This is a genomic window from Streptomyces sp. NPDC045846 (genome assembly GCF_056431605.1).
Genome location: NZ_JBWKKJ010000004.1, coordinates 501,795 through 525,505, shown reverse-complemented (window position 1 = coordinate 525,505; position 23,711 = coordinate 501,795). Strand labels below are relative to the sequence as shown.

Sequence of the window (23,711 nt, the reverse complement as noted above, 5' to 3'; positions counted from 1 at the left end):
TCGTGCCCCGGGCGCACCGCTCAGCGCTCTCAGATGTGCGTCCGCTCGCACGCCCGTGCGCGTGGATACGGGAGAATGGGCCGGTGACCTCAGCTACGGATCCCGCCCCGGCCATCCGCCCCGTGCCCACCGCACCGCGGCTCATCGCGACCGACCTGGACGGCACTCTGCTGCGTGATGACAAGTCCGTGTCGGACCGTACGGTCGCGGCGCTGGCCGCCGCCGAGGAGGCGGGCATCGAGGTCTTCTTCGTCACCGGCCGCCCGGCCCGCTGGATGGATGTCGTCAGCGCCCACGTCCACGGCCACGGCCTGGCCATCTGCGGGAACGGCGCGGCCGTCGTCGACCTGCACGGCGGGAGCGACGGGCACCTCTTCGTGAAGGTGCGGCCGCTGGAGCGGGCCGCCGCCCTCGACGTCGTCACCCTGCTGCGGGCGGCCGTGCCCGGCACGTCCTTCGCGGTCGAGCGCACCGGCGGCTTCCACCACGAACTCGCCTATCCGCCCATGCACATGGACCCCGCGGCGAGCATCGCGCCGGCCGAGAAGCTGCTGGCCGAGGACGCCGACACGGCGGACCAGCCGGTGCTCAAGGTGCTCGCGTTCCACCCGGAACTGACCCCGGACGACTTCCTCGCGCTCGCCCGCACGGCGGTCGGGGTGCGCGCGGAGATCACCCGGTCCAGCCCGACCGCGCTCCTGGAGATCAGCGGCGCGGGTGTCTCCAAGGCCTCCACGCTGGCGCTGTGCTGCGCCGAGCGCGGCATCTCACCCGCCGAGGTGGTGGCCTTCGGCGACATGCCGAACGACATGGAGATGCTGAGCTGGGCGGGCACGTCGTACGCCATGGGCAACGCCCATCCCGACGTGCTGGCCACCGCCTCCGGCCGGACCGCCGCCAACAACGAGGACGGCGTGGCGGTCGTGATCGAGCAGATCCTCAAGGCCCTGTGAAGGATCCGCGCGAGGTGATGTCCGCGCTGCGGGAGGGCGGACAGGCCCGCTAAGGACCGGCCACCGGCTCCTGCGGTGTGCTCCGCAGGACCACACCGTGGTCGCCCAGCCAGCGGACGGGATCCACCCCGGACCCCAGGTAGGGCGTGAGCCGCACCTCGAAGTGGAGGTGCGGACCGGTGGAGTTGCCGGTGGTGCCGCTCTGCCCGATCCACTGGCCGGTGCGCACCCGCTCGCCCTGGTCGACCGCCACCGCGGCCAGGTGCGCGTACTGCGAGTACCAGCCGCCGGGGTGGCCCACCACGACCTCGATGCCGAAGCTGCCGCCGCACGAGACCGAGAAGACCCGGCCCGGGCCGACCGCGCGGACCGGCGTCCCGATGGGCACGGCGAAGTCCTGGCCGGTGTGCCGGTTCGCCCAGTGCTCACCCGCGCTGTCGAAGCCCGCAGAGAGTTCGTACTCCTCCACCGGAGCGACCCAGCCGAGCTCCGCGAACGATGGTTGCGCGAGCCGTTCGGCACCGCGGCACCGGCCCGCCGTCACGCTCAGCTGGGCCTCGTCCTGAAGCTTCCACCGCGCCTCTTCCAGGCGCTCGGTGAGCCCCCGCCTGATCGCGGCGAGCCTCTCGCGTCGGACCGCGAGGTCGTGCCACGCGGTCCGGGCGGTGTGCTCGGCCGCCGCGAAGGTCCGCTCGGCCCGCAGCGTCCTGTCGTAGAGCCTGCTCACGGCCAGGTCCGCCTGCCACGCCAGATGCTGGGACCGCATCAGCTCCTCGGGGTCCCGGGCGAGCAGGAGTTGCACCGTGTACGAGGTGGTCCCGCCGATCCGGTACTGAGCCCGCGCCACCCGGCCCATGTCGGCCCGCAGTCGGCCGACGTCCCTCGTGCGGGCCGCCAGGAGCCGGTCGAGACGGTGGGCGCGCCGCTCCTGTTCGTCGGCGGCCCGACTGCCCTGCTCGTACGCGGCGGTGGCGTTGGCCGCGTCCTCGTAGAGCCGTGCCACCGACGCGCTCGGGCCGGGCCCGTCAGGGCCGCCGGAGGACGCCGCGACCGTGCCCGGCAGGCAGACAAGGAGGGCCAGCACTCGCCCGAGGATTCTGTACCGGCGCCCGGATCGCATGCCCGGATCGTCGCGCGGCCGGAGTGTGTTTCACGTGAAACACACCTCCCGCGGGCGTGCGGCTCCGCCCACCTGGCGTACCTCGGCCCGGTGCCGACCGGCTCATCCGGTCAGAGCGGCGCCTCCCAGACGACGGTCGTGCCGCCTCCGCCGTCGCCCAGTCCCGGTCCGTACGAGCTCGATCCGCCCAGCGCCTCCGCACGCCGCTGGAGGTTGCGCAGTCCGCTGCGGCGGCCGCCCGGCGGGATGCCGACCCCGTTGTCCGCGACGGTCAGCCGCACACCCGCGCTGCCGTCCGGCAGCTGTGCCGTGGCATCGACGACGACCTCGATCCGGGAGGCCTCGGCGTGCCGGAACGCGTTCGAGAGCGCCTCGCGCAGCGCCGCGATCAGGTTCTTGCCCGTCAGCTCGCCGACCAGGGTGTCGACGGCGCCGAGGAAGCGGTGGGCCGGCTTGAAGCCGAGCGGCACGGCCGCCATGTTGATCTCCCGCAGGACGCGGGTGCGGAGCCCCGACGGGGCCTCGGCCGGGCCCTGCTGGAGCGCGAAGATCGCGGTGCGGATCTCCTGGATGGTGACGTCGAGTTCGTCGACCGCCTTGCCGATGCCGCCCTGCACCTCGGGCACGACCGACTTGCGCTGGGCGCCCTCCAGCATCATTCCGGTGGCGAAGAGGCGCTGGATGACCAGGTCGTGCAGGTCACGGGCGATCCGGTCGCGGTCCTCGTACACCGCGAGCCGCTCCCGGTCCCGCTGGGCCTCGGCCATCATCAGGGCGAGCGCGGCCTGCGAGGCGAACTGGCTGGCCAGCGTCCGCTCCGCCTCGGTGAAGGGGCGCCCGCCGCGCACCCGGGGCGTGGCGAGAGCGCCCAGGACCCGGCCACCGCTCTGCAACGGCAGCAGCATGCTCGGCCCGTACCGCTCCGATAGCTTGGTGATCATGCGCGGGTCGGTGGCGGCGTCGTCGACGAAGACCGCCTCGCCGTCCAGCAGGGTGGAGACGACCGGGCTCTCCGGCGGGATCACCACTCCCAGCGAGACACGCGGGTTGTCGGCGGAGACCGCGACGATCTCCAGCCCGCCCTCTTCCGCGGGCAGCAGCACTATCCCGGCGTCGGAGACGGCCAGGTGGCGGGCCTGTTCGGCGACGACCTCCAGAGCGTCGTCCGCGTCGCCCCCCGACAGCAGGGCCGTGGTGACGGCGACCGAGCCGTCGATCCACCGCTCGCGCTGGCGGGCCGCCTCGTAGAGCCGCGCGTTGCCGATGGCGATCCCGGCCTCGGTGGCCAGCACCCGCACCATGTGCAGGTCGTAGTCGTTGAACTGCGCTCCCTCGTGCTTCTCGGTCAGATAGAGGTTGCCGAAGATCTCGCCCTGCACGCGGATGGGGACGCCGAGGAAGGTGCGCATCGGGGGGTGGTTCGGGGGCAGCCCGGCCGAGCGGGGGTCGGCCGAGATCTCGGCGAGCCGCAGCGGCTCGGGATGGTGGATCAGCCAGCCGAGCAGCCCGCGGTGCCCATCGGGCCGGCGCCCGATCGCACGGGCCTCCTCATCGCTCACGCCGTACGTCACGAAGTCGGAGAGCCCGCGGCCCTCCTCGTCGACGACCCCGATGGCCGCGTAGCGCGCGGAGGCGAGCTCGGCGGCCGTCTCACAGATCCGGTCCAGCGTGGAGTGCAGCTCGAGGCCGGTGCCCACCGAACGCATCGCCTCCAGCAGCTGCGGCACGCGAGCGGTGAGCTCGGTGGACAGCCCTTGCAGACTGCGGGTGGCCCGGGTCGCCGCTTCGAGCGGGTCCTGGTCCTGGCGGTCCAGGTCCTTGACGTCCTGGTGGCCCGTCGGCCTCTTCGGGTCTGGCGGCACTGGCATGTCTTGAGACTAGTTAGTCCTATTTGGCGAGGAAAGTCGGGTACTGCGCGGCCTCGGTCTCCCGCTCCCTCTCCAGCATGCGTCGCAGCGGCCCGTCGACCAGTGCGAGATCGTCGTACGCGCCGCGTTGCACGGTGCGGCCCTCGTCGAGCACCACCACCTCGTCGACGGCTTCGAGGCCGCGCAGCCGGTGGGTGATGAGCACGGTCGTACGGCCTTCGGTGGCGGCCAGGAGGTCGGCGGTGAGCGCGTCGGCGGTCGCGAGGTCCAGATGTTCGGCGGGCTCGTCGAGGACCAGGACCGGGAAGTCGGCGAGCACGGCACGGGCCAGCGCGAGCCGCTGGCGCTGGCCACCGGAGAGCCGGGCGCCGTGTTCGCCGACGAGGGTGTCGAGCCCCTCGGGCAACCCGTCCACCCAGTCCAGGAGCCGGGCCCGCCGCAGGGCGGCGCGCAGTTCCTCGTCGGTCGCGTCGGTGCGGGCCAGCCGCAGGTTTTCCCGTACGGAGCTGTCGAAGAGGTGGGCGTCCTGGGCGCACAGCCCGACGAGCCGCCGCACGTCGTCGCCGTCGAGCCGGCTCGCGTCGCTCCCTCCGATCTCGTACGCGCCCTGCTGGGGGTCCAGGAAGCGGAGCAGCACCTGGGCGAGCGTGGTCTTGCCGGAGCCCGAGGCCCCGACGACGGCGACCCGCATGCCCTCGGTGAGGCGCAGCCCGAAGTCGTGCAGCGCGTCCCGCCGCTGCCCGGCGTACCGGGCGCTGAGACCGCGCAGCTCCAGCGGGAACGGCGAGGTGGGCAGGGCGAGCGGCTCGTCCGGCTCCTGCACGGGGGCGGGGGCGTCGAGCACCTCGTAGACGCGTTCCGCGCTGCGCCGGACCCGTCGGCGGGACTGCACGGCGAGCGGAAGCCCGGTGACGGCCTCGAAGGCCGCGAGCGGAACCAGCACGACCACCGCGAGCTGTACCCCGTCGAGTCGGCCGGCCGCGACCGCCTGCGCGCCGACCAGCGCGGCGGCGGCCACGGTGAGCCCGCAGACCAGCGCGGAGAGCCCGCCGCCGAGCGCGGTGGCGGCGGCGCCCCGCGAGGCGATCCGGGTCAGCCGCGCGTCGGCGTCACTCACGTCACGCGCACGGCGGCCGAGGGCACCTGCCACGGTCAGCTCGCCGGTCCCGGTGAGCAGATCGGCCACCCGGGTGGCGAGCGTCCCGCGCGCCGGGGCCAGCTGCTGCTCGGCCCGCCGCGCCATGGCTCCGCTGACGCACGGCACCACGACCCCGGCGACGAGGAGTCCCGCGGCGAGCACGGCACCGGCCTCGGGCAGCAGCCACGCGGTGAACGCGGCGCTGAGTACGGAGACGACGACGGCGACCCCGGCCGGGAGGGCCCAGCGCAGCCAGTAGTCCTGGAGTTCGTCCACATCGGCGACGAGGCGGGAGAGCAGGTCGCCGCGCCGGGTCGTGCGCAGCCCCGCGGGCGCGATGCGCTCGAGCCTCCGGTAGACCGCGACCCGCAGTTCGGCGAGCATCCGCAGCACGGCGTCGTGTGAGACGAGGCGCTCGGCGTAGCGGAACACGGCGCGGCCGATCCCGAAGGCCCGGGTCGCGGTGACGGCCACCATCAGATAGAGCACGGGTGGCTGCTGGGACGCCCGTGAGATGAGCCAGCCGGAGGTGGCCATCAGGCCCACGGCCGAGCCGAGCGCCAGCGCGCCGAGGAGCAGGGCGAGGGCGAGGCGGCCACGCAGTCCACGGGCCGCGGCGCGGACCCGGGCGAGCGGCCTGCGCGTGGCCGGGCCGCCCACCCCGGCCGTGACCACGACCGGCCCCTCAACCGGCGCCGCTTTCCTGCCACTTGGGGCGGGGGAGGGCGCTCCTCGTGCCGGAGCGCGGCGCGGCGCCTCGGCGCGCCTCAGCTCCACCACCCGGTCCGCGACCGCCAGCAGCGCGGGGCGGTGCACGACGAGCAGGACGGTACGGCCGACCGCCAGCCTGCGCACCGCGTCGACGATGCCCGCCTCGGTCGCGCCGTCGAGCGCGGCCGTCGGTTCGTCGAGCAACAGCACCGGCCGGTCGGCCAGGAAGGCCCGGGCCAGGGCGAGACGCTGGCGCTGCCCGGCCGAGAGGCCGGCGCCGTCCTCGCCCAGGAGCGTGGCCGCGCCGTCCGGCAGCGCGGCCACGAAGTCGTCCGCTCCCGCTGCGCGCAGCGCGTCGAGCACGGCCGCGTCGGAAGCGTCCGGGCGGGCGAGGCGGACGTTCTCCGCGACGGACCCCGCGAAGAGGTGGGGACGCTGCGGCACCCAGGCGATCCGCTCCCGCCAGTGAGCGAGGGAGAGCGTGGAGAGGTCCGCCCCCGAGACGAGGACCCGGCCGCCGTCCTCGGGGGCGACGAAGCCGAGCACCGCGTTGAGGAGCGTGGACTTTCCGACGCCGCTGGGCCCGGTCAGCGCCACCGTCTCGCCCGGCTCCACCACGAGGGAGGCGGCGGCCAGGGAGGGTTCCGTACGTCCGGGGTGGCGCACGGTCACGGCGTCGATCTCGATGCGGACGGGGCCGGCGGGCACCTCGCCCGTGCCGGTCTCGGGCAGCGGGGTCTCCAGGACCTCGAAGATCTCCTCAGCGGCCGAGAGCCCTTCCGCCGCCGCGTGGTACTGCGCCCCGACCTGGCGCAGCGGCAGGTACGCCTCCGGGGCCAGGATCAGGATCACCAGGCCGGTGTAGAGGTCGAGGTCGCCGTGGACCAGGCGCATACCGATGCCGACCGCGACCAGCGCCACCGAGATCGTCGCGAGCAGTTCCAGTGCGAAGGACGAGATGAAGGCGATCCGCAGGGTCTTCAGGGTCGCCCGGCGGTACTCGGCGGTGATCGTCCTGATCGACTCGGCCTGGGCCTTGGCCCGCCCGAACACCTTCAGCGTGGGCAGCCCGGCGACCACGTCGAGGAAGTGCCCCGACAGACGGGACAGCAGCCGCCACTGACGGTCCATCTGCGACTGGGTGGCCCAGCCGATGAGGATCATGAACAGCGGGATGAGCGGCAGAGTGATGACGATCGTGGCCGCGGACACCCAGTCCTCGGTGACGATGCGCGCGAGCACCGCCACCGGCACCACGACGGCGAGGCCCAGCTGCGGGAGATAGCGCGCGAAGTAGTCGTCGAGGGCGTCGACACCACGGGTGGCGAGCGCGACCAGCGAACCCGTGCGCTGGCCGCTCAGCCACTCGGGGCCGAGTCCGGCCGCCCGCTCCAGGAGCCTGCCCCGCAGTTCCGACTTGACCGCCGCGCTCGCCCGGTGTGCGGCGAGCTCGGTCAGCCAGGAGACCAGACCCCGCCCGACCGCGACCGCCGCCAGGTACAGGAGCGGCGTACGCAGTCCGGCCGCGTCGTGGCCGTGCTGGAACGCGCCCACGACGACGTCGGCGATGAGCATGGCCTGGGCAACGATCAGCCCGGCTCCGACCAGACCGAGGGCCACCACCACGGCGAGGAAGAACCGGGTGGCGCGGGCGTACCGGAGCAGGCGCGGGTCGATCGGTTTCACGTGAAACATCCCCCAACCGGAAGGATCAGAGCGGGGCAGGAGGGGTGTGTTTCACGTGAAACACACCCCCGTTGAGCGTGGCGACCCGAGGGTCAGTGCGCGTCGGCGATGTTCTTCGTGCCGATCCGCTTGCGGAACACCCAGTAGGTCCAGCCCTGGTAGAGGAGCACGACCGGGGTCGCGATCCCCGCACACCAGGTCATGATCTTCAGTGTGTACGGGCTGGACGAGGCGTTGGAGACCGTGAGGTTCCAGGCGTCGTTCAGCGAGGACGGCATGACGTTCGGGAAGAGCGTCAGGAAGAGCATCGCCACCGCGGCCGCGATCGTGATGCCCGACAGCGCGAACGACCAGCCCTCGCGCCCGATCTTGATGGCCGCGATCGCCCCGACCAGTGCGAGTACGGCAACGGCCATCGCGACCAGGCTCTTCGTGTCTCCGCGCGAGGCCTGCGTCCAGATCAGGAAGCCGAGCGCGAGCACGGCCGTGGCCAGGCCCAGCTTGAGCGCCAGCGCGCGGGCCCGCTCGCGGATGTCCCCGAGCGTCTTGAGCGAGGCGAACACCGCACCGTGGAAGGTGAACAGGAAGAGCGTGACCAGCCCGCCCAGGATCGAGAACGGGTTGAGCAGGTCCCAGAAGGTGCCCACGTATTCCATGTGCGCGTCGATCTTCACACCGCGCGTGATGTTGGCGAAGGCCACGCCCCAGAGGAACGCCGGGATGAGCGAGGTCCAGAAGATGGCCTGCTCCCAATTGCGCTGCCACTTGTCCTCCGGCCGCTTCGCCCGGTACTCGAAGGCGACCCCGCGGACGATCAGACAGACGAGGATGATCAGCAGCGGCAGGTAGAAGCCGGAGAAGAGCGTCGCGTACCACTCGGGGAAGGCGGCGAAGGTCGCGCCGCCGGCCGTGAGCAGCCACACCTCGTTGCCGTCCCAGACCGGCCCGATGGTGTTGATCAGGACGCGCTTCTCTGTGCGGTCCCGGGCCAGCAGCTTCGTCAGGATGCCGATCCCGAAGTCGAATCCCTCCAGGAAGAAGTAGCCGATCCACAGGACGGCGATGAGTACGAACCAGACGTCGTGGAGTTCCATGCCTCGATCTCCTCAGCTCAGTACGAGAAGGCCATCGGCCGGTCGGGGTCGCGGTGGTCCCCGCCGATCTTGGTGGGCGGGTTGAGGTCGTCGTCCGTGAGCTCGGGCGGGCCGGCCTTGACGTACTTGACGAGGAGCTTGACCTCGATCACGGCGAGCACGGCGTACAGCAGGGTGAAGACGATCATCGAGGTGAGAACCTCGCCCTGCGAGACCGTGGGGGAGACCGCGTCCTTGGTGCGCAGCACGCCGTACACCACCCAGGGCTGGCGGCCCATCTCGGTGAAGATCCAGCCCCAGGAGTTGGCGATCAGCGGGAAGCCGAGCGTCCAGACGGCGGCGAACCAGTACCACTTGGTCAGTCGGGCGCCGAGGGGCGTGCTCTTGAAGAGCACCAGGTTCGGCACCTCGTCCTCACCGGTCCTCATCCCCGGTGCCAGCATGAACTTCTTGCGGGTGAGCCAGAGTCCGACGAGGCCGATGACGAAGGACGTCATGCCGAAGCCGATCATCCATCGGAAGCCCCAGAAGGTGACCGGGATGTTGGGCCGGTAGTCGCCGGGCCCGAACTTCTGCTGCTCCGCCTTGTTCACGTCGTTGATGCCGGGGACGTAGGAGGAGAAGTTGTTGTCGGCGAGGAAGGACAGTATTCCGGGCACCGAGATCTCGACGTCGTTGTGGCCCTTGGCCACGTCGCCGACGGCGAAGATCGAGAAGGGTGCGGAGTTCTGGCCGTCCCACAGGGCTTCGGCGGCGGCCATCTTCATCGGCTGCTGCTTGAACATGACCTTGCCGAGCGAGTCACCGCTGACGGCCGTGAGCAGTCCGCCGATCACCAGCGTCACCAGGCCGAGCCGCAGCGAGGTGCGCATCACCGGGATGTGCTTCTTGCGGCGCAGGTGGATGGCCGCGACCCCGACCATGAACGCGCCACCGGTCAGGAAGGCGGCGGTCAGCGTGTGGAAGACGACGACCAGGGTGGTGTCCTGGGTCAGGACGTGCCAGAAGTCGGTGAGCTCCGCGCGCCCGGTGGCCTTGTTGAGCTTGTAGCCGACCGGGTGCTGCATCCAGGAGTTGGCCGCCAGGATGAAGTAGGCGGACAGGATGGTGCCGATCGAGACCAGCCAGATGCAGGCACAGTGGATCTTCTTCGGCAGCTTGTCCCAGCCGAAGATCCAGAGCCCGATGAAGGTGGACTCGAAGAAGAAGGCGATGAGTGCCTCGAAGGCGAGCGGGGCGCCGAAGACGTCACCGACGAACCTCGAGCAGTCGGACCAGTTCATGCCGAACTGGAACTCCTGGACGATGCCCGTGACCACACCCATCGCGATGTTGATCAGGAAGAGCTTGCCCCAGAACTTCGTCGCCTTGAGGTACTTGTCCTTCCCCGTCCGCACCCAGGCGGTCTCCAGGCCCGCGACGAGCGCGGCCAGCGAGATCGTCAGGGGGACGAAGAGGAAGTGGTAGACGGTGGTGATACCGAACTGCCATCGCGCCAGGGTCTCCGGCGCCAGAGCCAGGTCCACGTCGGCACTCTCCTTACATCGCCGTGGTCACAGCCGCAGCTTGCCCCTTTAATCCCACCGATCATGGGATGAAGCGGGACACGCTTGTGAACGCGTTCACATTCACAAGCATTATGTCGCACTGGCTGTCGACATCTTTCAGGGGGGTCCCCTTTGCGGGCGCGGGCGAACGTGGACAGGCTCTTCCCAAGAGTTTCAACATATTGTTGAATTCGGCGCCATGGAGAACCAGCTGCGCATACGCATCTCATGGCCCGCGGGCAGCCTCACCGCGACGCTCGAAGCAACCCCCACGAGCAAGGCGCTCGCGGAGGCCCTCCCGATCACCTCCACCGCCCACACCTGGGGCGAGGAGGTCTATTTCGACACCCCCGTCTCCCCCGCCAGGGAGGCGGACGCCCGGCAGGTCGTGGAGCCGGGCACCGTGGCGTTCTGGACCGACGGCGACGCGCTCGCGCTGCCGTACGGCCCCACGCCCATCTCCCGAGGTGAGGAGTGCCGGCTCGCGAGCCCGTGCAACATCCTCGGCCGGATCGACGGCGACCCCCGGCTGCTCGCCACGGTCCGCTCCGGCGACCCGATCCGGGTCGACGCCCTCTGAGACGCCGCCCCGGATGCCGGTGGAAGCGCGTCAGGCCTGCTTGCGGAAGCCCTCGGCGACCTTGAGGAACAGGTCGTTGGCCTCGCTCTCGCCGATCGTGACGCGCACACCCTCACCCGCGAACGGGCGCACCACCACGCCCGCCGCCTCGCACGCCGCGGCGAAGTCGACCGTGCGCTCCCCGAGGCGCAGCCAGACGAAGTTCGCCTGCGTCTCGGGCACGGTCCAGCCCTGCTGCGCCAGGCCCTCGTACACCCGCTGCCGCTCGCACACCAACGAGCCGACACGGCCCATCAGTTCGTCCTCGGCACGCAGTGAGGCGATCGCCGCCTCCTGGGCCAGCTGGCTGACGCCGAAGGGCACCGCCGTCTTGCGCAGCGCCGCTGCGACCCGCTCGTGCGCCACGGCGAAGCCGACCCGCAGCCCCGCGAGGCCGTACGCCTTGGAGAAGGTGCGCAGGACCGCCACGTTCGGCCGGTCGCGGTAGATCTCGAGGCCGTCCGGCACCTCGGCGTCGCGGATGAACTCCCGGTAGGCCTCGTCGAGCACCACCAGGACGTCCGAGGGCACCCGGTCCAGGAAGCGCTCCAGCTCGGCCCGGCGCACCACCGTGCCGGTCGGGTTGTTCGGGTTGCAGACGAAGATCAGCCGCGTCCGGTCGGTGATCGCGTCGGCCATCGCGTCGAGGTCGTGCACCTCGCCGGAGGTCAGCGGCACCTGGACGGACGTCGCTCCACTGATCTGGGTGATGATCGGGTACGCCTCGAAGGAGCGCCAGGCGTAGATGACCTCGTCACCGGGGCCGGAGGTGGACTGGATCAGCGACTGGGCCACGCCCACCGAGCCGGTGCCGGTGGCCAGGTGCGACAGCGGGACCCCGAAACGCTCGGCGAGCTCGTTCATCAATCCGGTGCACGCCATGTCCGGGTACCGGTTGAAGTTTCCCGCGGCCGCCATCGCGCTCTCCAGCACGCCCGGGAGCGGCGGGTAGGGGTTCTCGTTCGAGGAGAGCTTGTAGGCGGCCGGACCGTCCGACGCCGCGGGCTTGCCGGGCTTGTAGGTGGGGATGCCGTCCAGCTCGGCGCGCAGCTTGGGGCTCGTCTCGCTCACCGCAGGTCCTCCTCGACCGTTCCGTGCAGGGGCTCGTGCCCGCCGCCGCGGACAGCCCCGTACACATCCAATACTCCTCACCTTATGAGGATTCGGCCTCCCTGCGAATAGGGGACGGGAACCGGTTCCCGGCGGGCGTACGGGGAGGGGGGAGCGCTCCTCGTACGGCCATGCGCCGGTGGCTCGCGCCGTGGCGCGCATCACCCGTGAAGGTGAGTTGAGACCTCTTCGAAACATCGGACAGTTGTCAGCCGCCCACGGGTCGACAAGCGTCACCACAACGCCAGAACGCCCAACTTCCTTGCATATCAAGGCCATTGACCATTTACGATCATGCAGAATCGTGCCTGTCAACGCGTGCATATGCACCCGGGCCAACCGCCCGTCATCGCCCTACTATCGGCTCGCCATGACAGCAGCAGGGAAGCACCAGGTGAGCCGGTCGACCGGTCGCCGGCTGGGGCGGGCGGGCATTCGGGACGTGGCCGCCGCCGCCGGTGTCTCCATCACGACCGTCTCCGACGCGCTCAACGGCAAGGGCCGGCTCCCCGACGCCACCCGCCGCCACGTCCGCGAGGTCGCAGACCGGCTGGGCTACCGCCCATCCGCAGCGGCCCGCACGCTCCGTACCGGAAAGTCGGGCCTCATCGGCCTGACCGTGACGACCTACGGGGATGAACCTTTCACCTTCACCGAATTCGCGTACTTCGCCGAGATGGCCAGAGCCGCGACCTCCGCCGCGCTGGCCCGCGGCTACGCCCTCGTCATCCTGCCCGCCACCTCACGCCGCAGCCCGGCGGACGTCTGGTCGAACGTCGCCCTCGACGGCACCGTCGTCATCGACCCCTCCGACCAGGACCCCGTCGTCAGCGAACTCGTACGCCAGGGCCTTCCCGTCGTCTCCGACGGCCGCCCGGCGGGCTCCCTGCCCGTCACGGCCTGGGTGGACAACGACCACGAGGCCGCCGTACTCGATCTGCTCGACCATCTCGCCGCCGCCGGCGCCCGCCGGATCGGCCTGCTCACCGGGACCACCACCGACACCTACACCCGGCTCTCCACCGAGGCCTATCTGAGCTGGTGCGAACGCGTCGGCCAGGATCCGGTGTACGAGTCCTACCCGGCCCACGACCCCTGTGCGGGCGCCGTCGCAGCCGACCGGCTGCTCGCCCGCCCCGACCGGCCCGACGCCGTCTACGGACTCTTCGATCCCAACGGCACCGACCTGCTCGCGGCCGCCCGGCGCTACGGCCTGCGGGTGCCCGAGGACCTGCTCCTCGTGTGCTGCAGCGAGTCGACCGTGTACGCCACCACCGAACCGCCCATCACCACCCTCTCGCTCAAACCGCGGCGCATCGGCACGGCGGTGGTCCAGCTCCTCATCGACGCGATCGAGGGAATCGACAACGGTCACCCGATCGAGCAGGTGATACCGACCGAACTGATCGTGCGGACGTCGTCCCAGCGACGCCCGCCGCGCACCACGGTCAGCCCGCCCCGCTCCCCGGCCAAGGACCAGGCGGGCCCCAACAAGGAGTGAACTCCCGGCCGGGCACTGACCCCCGGCCGGGACACAGATGACTCCACAATGGCCCGAACCGCAGACTTCGGCCTGGACTGGACCATCACATTGGGGACATAAGCCCCCGAGAAGGTCCCTCGCACCCGGATTGACCACCCCTGGTGCGTCACACACCATGAGGCGCATTCCTATGATGGGCGCACGACACCACGGAGCCCCGCCCGACCTGGCGGCTCCCACGGTGTACGGCGGCGCGACGGTGGTGGAGGGGTCGATGACTCAGGGGGCCGGTCAGGGACCCGTGCGGACGGAGACGTTGCGTGATTTCCGGGTGCCGCCGTACGCGCAACAGACCCCCGTGCCACCGCCGGAGGAACCGGTCGCGCATCCGGACCCCGCGGCGCACGTCTTCCGCCAGGAGCCGCCCGCCGGTCACCCGGAGGCACCCGTGCCGCTCGCGTCCGCTCCGGCGCCCGGCGTGAGCACCTATTCGGATGACGAGCCCCCCGAGGGCTACACGCCGACCGCCCGCGACCTCCCGGTGATCCACCGGGGGGACGCCGTCCAACTGCCGACGGTCGAGCCCGTCGCCGCGCCCGGGGTGTCCGAGGGGCCCGGCCCGCTCTACGTCGTCGGCGACGTCCACGGCTATCTCGACGAACTCCTGGCCGCCCTGCGCGCCCAGGGCCTCATCGACGAGTCCGGCCACTGGGCCGCGGGCACCGCCCGCCTCTGGTTCCTCGGCGACTTCACCGACCGGGGTCCCGACGGCATCGGCGTCATCGACCTGGTCATGCGGCTCTCCGCCGAGGCCGCGGCCGCCGGCGGATACTGCAAGGCCCTCATGGGCAACCACGAGCTGCTGCTCATCGGCGCCAAGCGGTTCGCCGACACCCCGGTCAACTCCGGGGCGGGCACCGCCACCTTCCAGGCCGCCTGGCTGCTCAACGGCGGCCAGAAGGCCGACATGGACCGGCTCCAGGACGTGCACCTGCAGTGGATGTCCCGGCTCGACGCGATCGAGCAGGAGGACGACCACCTCCTGATGCACTCCGACACGACCGCCTATCTGGAGTACGGCGACTCCATCGAGGCCGTCAACGACACCGTCCACGCCATCCTCAACCGCAACGATGCCGACGAGTGCTGGGACCTGTTCCGCAAGTTCACCAAGCGCTTCGCGTTCCGGGACGACTCCGGCCCGCAGGCGGCCCGCGAGCTGCTCTCGGCGTACGGCGGGCAGCGTGTGGTGCACGGGCACAGCCCCATTCCGTATCTGCTCGGGGAGGTCGGCACCGAGGACGGCGAGGAGGACTCGCGCCCCGTGGTCGAGGGGCCCCACGTCTACGCCGACGGTCTCGCCATCGCCATGGACGGCGGCGTGACCATGGCCGGAAAGCTGCTGGTCCAGCAACTACCGCTGCATGGCTGACGGTTGACCGGGAAGGCGTTCCGCAAAGCGCCGGGTATGCCATTTCCGGAAACACCCTGTCACCCCGTGCCGTAGCGGCTCTACCATCGGGTTATCCGTAGCAGGCTCTCCTCCGTTTCCGCCCAACTGCCCGTTCACCAGGCGGGCTTCCCGGCCCTACGGAGCATCGGGGGATGCACATGAACAGCGCTCCGCACCTGCTCGCCGAGGACCGCCCCGAGTTCGAGCGGATCCTCGACGAGGCACTGCGCACCGCGCATGAACGGCCCGAGCTGTCCGGTATCGGCGACCGCCTCAACGCCGTGCAGCTGCGCACCATGGTGCTCGCCGCCGGCACGTTCGTCACCGAGCGGGCGGCCGCCGAGTACGAGAACTACGTCAAGGCGCGCGAAGAGCTGCGCGCGCCCGGCACCGGCACCGCGCACGACTCCGTCCTGGCGCCCGCCGAGGGCGTACCGCTGGAGCCCTCGGGCGCGGGTGTCGGCGCGGTCGTCGCCGTGCTCGCCCCGGTGCTCGCGGGGACCGCCGCCGCGATCTTCCTGCTGGTCGGCTACATCCTGAAGATGCTCAACCCGGTGCCGGCCTTCGCCGACACGATGCTGACGGCGGGCTGGTTCTTCGGCGCGCTGACCGCGGCCGCGATCCTGGCCGCCGCCGTCGGGCTGCTGATCACCGCGGTGCGCAACGGCGCGACCCAGGTGGTGGCCGTCGACGAGGACAGCGAGGCGGACGCCCCCGACGAGCGCACCCAGGAGTTCGCCCGCGCCCGCGAGGCCTGGCGCCACGCCCTGCTGGAACGCGGCATCTATCCGTTCCTGCGCGACGCGCTGGCCGACCCGAGCGTCGACCCCGGCGCGCCGGCCCCGCGCCGCCCGATCGGCCGCATCCCCACCCTCGGCTACGGCCGGCCCGGCTTCGACAGTCCCGACGAGGGCGCCTCCCCCACCAGCCACCCGAGCTTCACCAGCCCGGACTTCACCAGCCCCGACTTCGGCGGACCCGAGCACCAGCCGGACTGAACGAACGGCGGGCCGTGCGCCGTTCCGGAAGCCCCGCGCTCCCGGAACAGCGCGCGCACCGCACCGTCTCAGTCCGCGATCGGCAGGTAGACCCTGTTGCCCGCGTCCGCGAACTCCCGGGACTTCTCCGCCATCCCGGCCTCGATCTCCTCGGACTTCAGGTCGCCGCCGTGCTCGCGCCGGATGTCCTGGGAGATCTTCATCGAGCAGAACTTCGGACCGCACATCGAGCAGAAGTGCGCGGTCTTGGCCGGCTCCGCGGGCAGCGTCTCGTCGTGGAACTCCCGGGCGGTGTCCGGGTCGAGGGCCAGGTTGAACTGGTCCTCCCAGCGGAACTCGAACCGGGCGTCCGAGAGCGCGTCGTCCCACTCCTGCGCGCCCGGGTGCCCCTTGGCCAGGTCCGCCGCGTGCGCGGCGATCTTGTACGTGATGACGCCCGTCTTCACGTCGTCACGGTTGGGCAGGCCGAGGTGCTCCTTGGGCGTGACGTAGCAGAGCATCGCGGTGCCCCACCAGGCGATCATCGCCGCGCCGATGCCGGAGGTGATGTGGTCGTAGGCGGGCGCCACATCGGTGGTCAGCGGCCCCAGGGTGTAGAACGGGGCCTCCTCGCAGATCTCCTGCTGGAGGTCGATGTTCTCCTTGATCTTGTGCATCGGGACGTGTCCCGGGCCCTCGATCATCGTCTGTACGTTGTGACGCTTGGCGATCGTGTTGAGTTCCCCGAGCGTGCGCAACTCGGCGAACTGCGCCTCGTCGTTGGCGTCCGCGATGGAGCCGGGGCGCAGGCCATCACCGAGCGAGTACGTCACGTCGTACGCCGCGAGGATCTCGCAGAGCTCCTCGAAGTTCTCGTACAGGAACGACTCCTTGTGGTGCGCCAGGCACCACGCGGCCATGATCGAGCCGCCGCGCGAGACGATGCCGGTCTTGCGGCGGGCGGTCAGCGGCACGTAGCGCAGCAGCACGCCGGCGTGGACCGTCATGTAGTCGACGCCCTGCTCGGCCTGCTCGATGACCGTGTCCTTGTAGATGTCCCAGGTCAGCTCCTCGGCGCGGCCGTCGACCTTCTCCAGGGCCTGGTACAGCGGCACCGTGCCGATGGGAACGGGGGAGTTGCGCAGCACCCACTCGCGGGTGGTGTGGATGTTGCGGCCGGTGGAGAGGTCCATGACCGTGTCCGCACCCCACTGCGTGGCCCACGTCATCTTGTCCACCTCCTCCTCGATGGAGGAGGTGACCGCGCTGTTCCCGATGTTGGCGTTGACCTTCACCAGGAACCGCTTGCCGATGATCATCGGCTCGATCTCGGGGTGGTTGATGTTGGCGGGCAGCACCGCACGGCCCGCCGCGATCTCCTCGCGGACCACCTCGGGGGAGACGTTCTCTCGGATCGCGACGTACTCCATCTCCGGGGTGATCTCGCCGCGCCGCGCGTACGCGAGCTGGGTGACGGCCTGGCCGCCGCGGCCCCGGCGGGGCTGGCGCGGGCGGCCGGGGAAGACGGCGTCGAGGTTCTTGAGACCCCCGCGCGGCGAGGTGTGCTTGATGCCGTCGTCCTCGGGGCGGACCGGGCGGCCCGCGTACTCCTCGGTGTCGCCGCGCCCGATGATCCAGTTCTCCCGGAGCGGTGCGAGGCCACGGCGGACGTCGGTCTCGACAGTCGGATCGGTGTACGGACCCGAGGTGTCGTACAGCGTCACGGACTTGCCGTTGGTGAGGTGCACCTGGCGGACCGGCACCTTGAGGTCGGGGCGCGAACCCTCCACGTACCCCTTGTGCCAGCCGATGGACTTCCCGCTCTCCTCAGTGCTGGAGGCAGGCGTGCGTGCGTCCTGAACGGTCATGAGACCTACTCCCTACGCCGGCATTACCCGGTAACAGGTTCGGCGGTCGGCGCAGCCTCTTCCGTACGGTTCGTACGGATTTCAGCGCCCTCTCAGCCCGGTGCTCCGAGCTCCCGCGTGTGCAAAGGTGTCACCACGCTAGCGTCATCACTGGCGCGCTGAACAGAGGGCCCCCTCCGTTCTTGCGATGATCGGGCGGTGACCACACCAGAACCGCACCCTCCGCACCAGCACGGTGGACACGGCCACGGGCACGGCCACTCGCACGGCCACGGCCCCGCCGCGCCCGTGTCGAAGCACCTGCGCAAAGTCATCGCCGCTGTGCTGATTCCTTTCTCCACAGCGGTACTTGTGGGGCTCGTGGTGCTGTGGCCGGGCGGCGCCCCGCCACACCAGCGCACGGGCGTCGGCTTCGACCGCCAGACCCAGCAGGCCAAGGTCATCAGTGTGGACAAGGTCGACTGCAAAACGGTCAACGCCGGTCAGACTCCATCGAACGGCGATACGTCCACGGCCGAGGGCCAGCAGGCCAGAAACGCCCAGCGGGGCCTGTGCGGCAAGGCCACCGTCGAGGTCACCTCGGGCAAGGAGAAGGGGCGCACCTTCACCGAGATCGTCCAGCCCGACTCGCCGCGCCAGCTCCACGCCGGCCAGGGCGTGATCGTTGCGTACGCCCCCGACGCACCCCATGACCTGCAGTATTCGGTGAGCGATGTGAACCGCAGGTTCCCCATGGCGCTGCTCGCCGGAATCTTCGCACTCGCCGTCGTGGTCGTAGGCCGCCTGCGCGGGGTGATGGCGCTGATCGCCCTGGTGGTCTCGTTCGCCGTGCTGACCCTGTTCATCCTCCCGGCGGTGCTCCAGGGCTCCAACCCGCTGCTCGTGGCTGTGGTCGGGGCGAGCGCGATCATGCTGATCGCGCTCTACATGTGCCACGGGCTCTCGGCGCGCACCTCGGTCGCCGTCCTCGGCACCCTGGCATCGCTGATGCTGATCGGGCTGCTCGGCTCGCTGTTCATCGGCTGGGCCTCGCTCACCGGCAACACCGACGACAACACCGGCCTGATCCACGGTCTCTACCCCAATATCGACATGTCCGGGTTGCTGCTGGCCGGCGTCATCATCGGCTCGCTCGGCGTCCTCGACGACGTGACGGTCACCCAGACCTCGGCGGTCTGGGAACTGCACGACGCGAACCCGACGATGGGCCCGCGCGGGCTCTACCGGGCAGGCATCCGGATCGGCCGCGACCACATCGCGTCGGTGGTGAACACCCTGGTGCTCGCCTACGCGGGCGCGGCCCTCCCCCTGTTGCTGCTGTTCTCGATCGCGCAGAGCAGCGTGGGCACGGTGGCCAACAGCGAGTTGGTCGCCGAGGAGATCGTCCGCACGCTGGTCGGATCGATCGGACTGGTCGCCTCCGTTCCGCTCACCACCGCGCTGGCCGCCCTGGTGGTCTCCGCGGACCGGCCCGCTCCCCAGGCCCGCTCGGCGCCGCGCCCCGGCCTGGTGCGCGGCGGAGGCGGCCGCCGCCGCAAGAAGTAGGCGGCTCAGCCGGCGTTCTCCTCCGCGAGGATGCGCCCGAGCGCGTCCTCCAGGTGCTCGCCGAACTCGCCGAGCGACCACTCCTGGCCGAGCGGGACGAGCTTGTCGGTGCGGTCGAGGAAAGCCACCAGGGGCGCCGCGCCGGCTCGGAAGAGGGCCCGGTCGCCGCCCACCTGGAGCCGGATGTGCACGTCGGAGAGCTCCTCGGGGTCGCTGGGCTCGATCCGCACATCGCCGTCCCCGGCGGGCCTGTTGATGCCGTCGAGCAGCAACTCGCGGCCGAACGCCCAGGTGACGGGCGCGTCCCCGGGAAGGTGGAAGGTCATGCGCACCGCGTACGGGTCGGTCGCCTCGTACGTCAGCTCCACCGGGATCCGGAAGGAGAGCTCCTCGGAGACGAGGAAGCTCATCATCACTTCTGCCTGAACCGCTTCACGCATCGCACGTACCCCGCTATAGCTGAACTGGCCAGGAATGATCCCCCATGGCCCTCTTGACGCCATCGTGCTGGAAGCGGTAGCAGATCACAAGGAGTGATATTTCAGATACTGATAGAGAACGCGAGCGAACCGAACAGGCTGCCCACCTCGCCGCGCAGTTGCTCGATCGCGGGCAGCAACCGTTCTTCCTGGTGGAGAGGTACGGAAATGGCCATGGTCGCGGCGCTGGAACCGGCCGTGATGGGGATGGCGGCGCAGACGGTACCCAGGGCGTACTCCTGCCGTTCGATCACGGGTTGCATACGCTCCGTAGCGGCCAGGCGTTCCGCAAGGGCCCGTCGGTCCCGCACGGTGTAGGGGGTGATCGCCTCGACCGGATGCCGGTCCAGGTAGTCCTCGCGGGTGCGCTCGTCGAGCTGGCTGAGCAGGCACTGGCCGATCGCGTGGGCGTGCCCGGTCTCGCGGAAGTCGGCCCACTCCTCGACGGCGGGCGCGGCCGGGGTGTCGGCGACCCCGGCGATCTCGATCTCACCCTCGCGGTAGACGGCGAAGTAGACGGGCACCCCGATGGAGTCCCGCCAGCGGACGAGCGCATCAGTGATCTTGCTGCGACGATTCTGCAGAGCTCCGCCGTCCGCCAGCCGCTCGGCCGCCGTGCCCAGGACGAACACCCCGTTCTCGCGCCGCAGATAGCCCTCGTGGGTCAGGGTCCGCAGCAGGTGGTACGCGGTGGGGAGCGGCAGTCCCGCCTCGCGCGCCAGCTGTTTGGCGGGCGCGCCGTCCGTGTGGGACCCCACTGCCTCAAGCAGGCGCAGGGCCCGCTGGACCGAGCCGATCAGGGTAGGGACGGCGGCATTCGAAGCCGTGGCCACAAGTCACCCCCAGGCGTGCTGACGGGCAACACGCCCGCCCGCGGGGGCCACCCCCGCGCGGCCGCCGCGGACCCGGGGTCGGCGTCACGGGCCGGTGGCCAGGTCCGGTCAGGACCCGTGGTTCCCAAGGGGCGGCAGAGACTTGCCACTCTAATGGCCGGCCTCGTGGAGGAAGGGGGTTCGGCCAGGTCCGTTCCCCCGGCCGGGCTAATCCCCGTACGCCCTGGACGCGATGCTCCGCGTCGGCCCGGGCCCTTGTTCGGGCCCGGCACGGGCTCCGGGCGGAAGCACAGGTTCCGCCCGGGCCCCGCTACCAGTCGCTGTGCGAGGAGGACATGAACCTCCGCACGACGTAGATCAGGCCGCCGACCAGGGCCACGAAGACCAGGACCTTGAAGAGCAGCCCGAACAGGAAACCGACCACGCTGGCGATCAGACCGCCGAACACGACCAGGGCGATGACGGGCACGGCGACCCACTTCACCCACCAGGGCATCCCCGCGAATATCTCCCGTGCGGCCATCGTCCTTACCTCTTTCTGTCGGTGTTCTGTCGGGTTTCTGTCAGGTCACGAGTTCCGTGCTTTCGACACTCCCGATGCTAGGGGCGAGGGGGTACCGAGCGGGGCCCTCGCAGCCCTTGAACTCCCCTGACCGAACCCCTAGGGAGAATCGGGGACGACCCTCAGCTCTCAGGCGGAGAGAAGACGACCAGAACCCTCAGATCCTCGGTGATGTGGTGGAACTTGTGCGCCACCCCGGCCGGCACGTAGACCACGCTGCCGCGCGCGATCTGCGTCGTCTCCAGGCCCACGGTGATCGAGGCGCGGCCGCTCACCACGAAGTAGATCTCGTCCTGGGCGTGCGGAGACTGGGAGTCGTGCGCGCCCGCGTCGAGGGCGTACAACCCCGCCGACATGTTCCGCTCCCGCAGGAACTGGAGGTACGCGCCGTCGTTGGCGGCCCGTTCCGCCTCCAACTCGTCGAGCCGGAAATCTTTCATCGCTCTCTGCCCCTGCGCTCGTGTGGATCAGGTCTGCCACGATCAGACCCATGAAGAATTTCGTAGTCAAGACGCTCGCCAACGCGGCCGCCCTCGCGGTGGCCATCTGGCTGGTGAAGAACATCACCCTCACCGGGGACAACACCGGCAAGAAGGCGCTGACCCTGATACTCGTCGCGCTGGTCTTCGGCGTGGTGAATTTCGTCGTGAAGCCCGTGGTGAAGTTCCTGTCGTTCCCCCTGTTCATCCTCACGCTCGGCCTGATCACCCTGGTGATCAACGCGTTGATGCTGCTGCTGACCTCCTGGCTCGCCGACAAGCTCAACCTCAGCTTCCACGTCGAGGGATTCTGGACCGCCGTGCTCGGCGCCCTGATCATCTCGATCGTGTCCTGGGCGATGCACGTCGTCCTCCCCGACGGCAAGGACTGAGCGTTGGCCACCCCCTATTACGTCTGCTTCGTCTGCACGGGCAACATCTGCCGCTCGCCGATGGCCGAATCCGTCTTCCGGGCCCGGGTGGCGGAGGCCGGGCTCGCGGGCCTGGTCGAGGCGGAGAGCGCGGGGACCGGAGGCTGGCACGAGGGCGACCCGGCCGACCCGCGCACCGTCTCGGTGCTCGACGAGCACGGTTATGAAACGTCCCACACGGCACGGCAGTTCCGCGCTTCCTGGTTCGCCCGGCTCGATCTCGTGATCGCCCTGGACGAGGGCCACCTGCGGGACCTGCGCCGCCTCGCACCGACCCCGGCCGAGGCCGCCAAGGTGAGACTGCTGCGCTCCTACGACCCCCGTGCCGGGGCAGATCTGGAGGTGCCCGATCCGTACTACGGCGGGCGCGAGGGTTTCGAGGAATGTCTGGAGATGGTGGAGGCGGCGAGCGAGGGGCTGCTCGACGCCATCCGCGACGAAAGGGAGCGTGCGGCATGACAGGTGACGGCACTCGTTCGGTACGCGCCGGGCTTCCCGAGCCGGTGGCCTACGAACCCACCCTGCCCGGGCCGGTGTTCGCCGCCCACTTCCATCTGCCCGGCGAGGCGAGCGGCCCCTACACCTACGGCCGCGACACCAACCCGACGTGGACCCACCTGGAGCGGGCCCTTGCCGAGCTGGAGTCCCCCGACGAGAGCGCCGAGGCGATCGTGTTCGCCTCCGGGATGGCGGCGATCTCGGCCGTGCTGCTCTCCCAGGCCCGCGCCGGAGACTCGGTGGTCCTGCCGGACGACGGCTATCAGGCCCTGCCGCTGGTCCGCGAGCAGTTGGAGGCGTACGGCATCGAGGTGCGCACCGCCCCGACCGCCGACGATGCCCAACTGGCGCACCTGGACGGCGCGAAGCTGCTGTGGATCGAGACGCCCTCCAACCCGGGGCTCGACGTGTGCGACGTACGCCGACTGGCTGGGGCCGCCCACGAGGCGGGCGCCCTAGTGGCGGTCGACAACACGCTGGCCACGCCGCTCGGACAGCGGCCCCTGGAACTCGGCGCCGACTTCGCGGTCGCCAGCGGCACCAAGGGCCTGACCGGCCACGGCGATGTTCTGCTCGGCTATGTCGTGTGCCGCGATCCAGACCTCGCCGCACGCGTACGCACGTGGCGCAAGGTCGTCGGGGCGATCCCGGGGCCCATGGAGGCGTGGCTGGCCCACCGTTCGCTGGCGACGCTGCAGTTGCGCGTCGACCGGCAGGCGGCCACCGCCCTCGCGCTCGCCGAGGCGCTGGCCAAGCGCGGCGAGGTGACCGGACTGCGCTACCCGGGACTGCGCTCGGACCCTTCGTACGCCCTGGCCTCGGCGCAGATGCGGCGGTTCGGCTGTGTGGTCTCCTTCGACCTGCCCGACCGTGCCTTCGCCGAGCGGTTCCTGGAGTCGCTGCGGCTCGTCGACGACGCCACCAGCTTCGGCGGGGTGCGGTCCACGGCCGAACGGCGCGGCCGCTGGGGCGGCGACGCGGTGGCGGAGGGCTTCATCCGCTTCTCGGTCGGCGCGGAGGACGCCCCGGATCTGATCGCCGATGTGGAGCGCGCCCTCGACCGGGCTGCTTCCGCCGGATGATTTCGGTGTGGAGCACATCCACTACGTAAGACGGACGGTCCGAGCCTCCCCCCTCATGGCTCGGACCGTCCCGGTTTCCGTGCACGGATAACCGCTCGGACAAGGCTAGTTGACTCTGCGTCAGTGTCCAATCACGGTAGCGACAGAGACCTATCGACATATTTATAGTTGTGTC

Annotated in this window: 20 protein-coding genes; 9 read left to right on the top strand and 11 right to left on the bottom strand. The window is 70.6% G+C overall.

The window, feature by feature from the left end; all coding sequences use genetic code 11:
• Positions 1-65 precede the first annotated feature (65 nt).
• Entirely contained in the window at positions 66-953 is an 888-nt protein-coding gene (locus AC07F3_RS14565) for a Cof-type HAD-IIB family hydrolase (RefSeq protein ID WP_479114051.1), read from the top strand.
• Between the two features lie 49 nt (positions 954-1,002).
• Here the strand turns inward: AC07F3_RS14565 and AC07F3_RS14560 are convergent, their stop codons facing one another.
• The 5 genes from AC07F3_RS14560 to AC07F3_RS14540 all read right to left on the bottom strand — a co-directional run bounded on the left by AC07F3_RS14560 (position 1,003) and on the right by AC07F3_RS14540 (position 10,096).
• Positions 1,003-2,073, bottom strand: coding sequence for a M23 family metallopeptidase (locus AC07F3_RS14560; protein WP_479113885.1), 1,071 nt, complete (start codon positions 2,071-2,073; stop codon positions 1,003-1,005).
• A gap of 110 nt (positions 2,074-2,183) precedes the next feature.
• Entirely contained in the window at positions 2,184-3,941 is a 1,758-nt protein-coding gene (locus AC07F3_RS14555; RefSeq protein WP_479113883.1) for a sensor histidine kinase, read from the bottom strand.
• A gap of 19 nt (positions 3,942-3,960) precedes the next feature.
• Positions 3,961-7,485, bottom strand: a complete 3,525-nt coding sequence (cydD, locus tag AC07F3_RS14550) for a thiol reductant ABC exporter subunit CydD (RefSeq protein ID WP_479113881.1) — start codon at positions 7,483-7,485, stop codon at positions 3,961-3,963.
• Between the two features lie 83 nt (positions 7,486-7,568).
• Entirely contained in the window at positions 7,569-8,570 is a 1,002-nt protein-coding gene (cydB, locus tag AC07F3_RS14545; RefSeq protein WP_479113879.1) for a cytochrome d ubiquinol oxidase subunit II, read from the bottom strand.
• A gap of 17 nt (positions 8,571-8,587) precedes the next feature.
• Positions 8,588-10,096, bottom strand: a complete 1,509-nt coding sequence (locus AC07F3_RS14540; protein WP_479113878.1) for a cytochrome ubiquinol oxidase subunit I — start codon at positions 10,094-10,096, stop codon at positions 8,588-8,590.
• A 220-nt stretch (positions 10,097-10,316) separates the two neighbouring features.
• On the opposite strand from AC07F3_RS14540, the gene AC07F3_RS14535 reads away from it, so the two are divergent.
• A complete protein-coding gene (locus tag AC07F3_RS14535; protein WP_479113876.1) occupies positions 10,317-10,697 on the top strand; it encodes a cyclophilin-like fold protein in 381 nt (126 codons plus the stop codon).
• Between the two features lie 30 nt (positions 10,698-10,727).
• On the opposite strand, the gene hisC is transcribed toward AC07F3_RS14535, so the two are convergent.
• Positions 10,728-11,807, bottom strand: coding sequence for a histidinol-phosphate transaminase (hisC, locus tag AC07F3_RS14530; RefSeq protein ID WP_479113875.1), 1,080 nt, complete (start codon positions 11,805-11,807; stop codon positions 10,728-10,730).
• 409 nt (positions 11,808-12,216) lie between these two features.
• On the opposite strand from hisC, the gene AC07F3_RS14525 reads away from it, so the two are divergent.
• The 3 genes from AC07F3_RS14525 to AC07F3_RS14515 all read left to right on the top strand — a co-directional run bounded on the left by AC07F3_RS14525 (position 12,217) and on the right by AC07F3_RS14515 (position 15,780).
• Complete coding sequence (locus AC07F3_RS14525) at positions 12,217-13,347, top strand: LacI family DNA-binding transcriptional regulator (RefSeq protein WP_469839896.1); 1,131 nt, start codon at positions 12,217-12,219, stop codon at positions 13,345-13,347.
• 256 nt (positions 13,348-13,603) lie between these two features.
• Positions 13,604-14,761 (top strand): metallophosphoesterase, encoded by a 1,158-nt coding sequence (locus tag AC07F3_RS14520; RefSeq protein WP_479113873.1) that lies wholly within the window; start codon positions 13,604-13,606, stop codon positions 14,759-14,761.
• 173 nt (positions 14,762-14,934) lie between these two features.
• Entirely contained in the window at positions 14,935-15,780 is an 846-nt protein-coding gene (locus AC07F3_RS14515) for a hypothetical protein (protein WP_479113871.1), read from the top strand.
• A 68-nt stretch (positions 15,781-15,848) separates the two neighbouring features.
• Here AC07F3_RS14515 and thiC read toward each other — a convergent pair whose 3' ends face one another.
• The gene (gene thiC, locus AC07F3_RS14510) at positions 15,849-17,627 is read right to left on the bottom strand and encodes a phosphomethylpyrimidine synthase ThiC (protein WP_479113869.1); all 1,779 of its coding nucleotides are present in this window, start codon (positions 17,625-17,627) and stop codon (positions 15,849-15,851) included.
• Between the two features lie 198 nt (positions 17,628-17,825).
• Here thiC and AC07F3_RS14505 point away from each other — a divergent pair, with 198 nt between their 5' ends.
• Positions 17,826-19,172 carry a YibE/F family protein gene (locus tag AC07F3_RS14505; RefSeq protein ID WP_479113867.1) on the top strand — a complete coding sequence of 449 codons (1,347 nt, stop codon included), beginning with the start codon at positions 17,826-17,828 and terminating at the stop codon, positions 19,170-19,172.
• Between the two features lie 5 nt (positions 19,173-19,177).
• Here the strand turns inward: AC07F3_RS14505 and AC07F3_RS14500 are convergent, their stop codons facing one another.
• From AC07F3_RS14500 to AC07F3_RS14485, 4 genes are all read right to left on the bottom strand, one after another.
• Complete coding sequence (locus tag AC07F3_RS14500) at positions 19,178-19,612, bottom strand: SsgA family sporulation/cell division regulator (RefSeq protein ID WP_479113865.1); 435 nt, start codon at positions 19,610-19,612, stop codon at positions 19,178-19,180.
• A 101-nt stretch (positions 19,613-19,713) separates the two neighbouring features.
• The gene (locus AC07F3_RS14495; RefSeq protein ID WP_479113863.1) at positions 19,714-20,484 is read right to left on the bottom strand and encodes an IclR family transcriptional regulator; all 771 of its coding nucleotides are present in this window, start codon (positions 20,482-20,484) and stop codon (positions 19,714-19,716) included.
• A gap of 310 nt (positions 20,485-20,794) precedes the next feature.
• Positions 20,795-21,007: a DUF5326 family protein gene (locus AC07F3_RS14490; RefSeq protein ID WP_479113862.1), complete on the bottom strand. Its 213-nt coding sequence runs from the start codon at positions 21,005-21,007 to the stop codon at positions 20,795-20,797.
• Positions 21,008-21,168: 161 nt separating this feature from the next.
• Positions 21,169-21,486, bottom strand: a complete 318-nt coding sequence (locus AC07F3_RS14485) for a cupin domain-containing protein (protein ID WP_479113860.1) — start codon at positions 21,484-21,486, stop codon at positions 21,169-21,171.
• A 50-nt stretch (positions 21,487-21,536) separates the two neighbouring features.
• Here AC07F3_RS14485 and AC07F3_RS14480 point away from each other — a divergent pair, with 50 nt between their 5' ends.
• Genes AC07F3_RS14480 through AC07F3_RS14470 form a run of 3 tightly spaced genes read left to right on the top strand, consistent with a single transcriptional unit; the run spans position 21,537 to position 23,536 of the window.
• A complete protein-coding gene (locus AC07F3_RS14480; RefSeq protein ID WP_479113858.1) occupies positions 21,537-21,917 on the top strand; it encodes a phage holin family protein in 381 nt (126 codons plus the stop codon).
• 60 nt (positions 21,918-21,977) lie between these two features.
• Positions 21,978-22,415, top strand: coding sequence for a low molecular weight protein-tyrosine-phosphatase (locus tag AC07F3_RS14475; protein ID WP_479114049.1), 438 nt, complete (start codon positions 21,978-21,980; stop codon positions 22,413-22,415).
• Positions 22,412-23,536 (top strand): cystathionine gamma-lyase, encoded by a 1,125-nt coding sequence (locus tag AC07F3_RS14470; RefSeq protein WP_479113856.1) that lies wholly within the window; start codon positions 22,412-22,414, stop codon positions 23,534-23,536. Before AC07F3_RS14475 ends, AC07F3_RS14470 begins: the two co-directional genes overlap by 4 nt.
• Positions 23,537-23,711: the final 175 nt, after the last annotated feature.